The sequence below is a fragment of the Blautia sp. DFI.1.216 genome (assembly GCF_020594215.1).
In the GTDB taxonomy this organism is placed as follows: domain Bacteria; phylum Bacillota; class Clostridia; order Lachnospirales; family Lachnospiraceae; genus Blautia_A; species Blautia_A wexlerae.
Window position 1 is genome coordinate 1 of record NZ_JAJDML010000230.1, and the last position, 261, is coordinate 261.

The following is a 261-nucleotide window of genomic DNA, read 5'->3' on the forward strand; positions in this document are numbered from 1 at the left end:
TTCGGAAAAACGTCAGAGCAAAACATTACCATGTTACCTTTGAGCCGTTATTCGATGATCCCGGCACAGTTGATCTTTCCGGAATCAATTGGATCGTTGTCGGCACCATGACCGGAGCTCAGAGTAGGAAGATTCATACGGAGCCGGAATGGGCATGGTCTCTGACGGACCAGGCACATAAGCTCGGCATTCCGGTGTTTATGAAGGAAGACCTTGTCCCTATCATAGGGGATGAAAATATGATTCAGGAAATGCCGGAAG

At 48.3% G+C, this 261-nt stretch carries 1 protein-coding gene; it reads left to right on the forward strand.

Features of this window, described 5'->3' with window-relative positions:
- Positions 1–261 (forward strand): DUF5131 family protein (locus LJE11_RS19555; protein WP_227296455.1); only part of this gene is annotated, 261 nt, incomplete at both ends.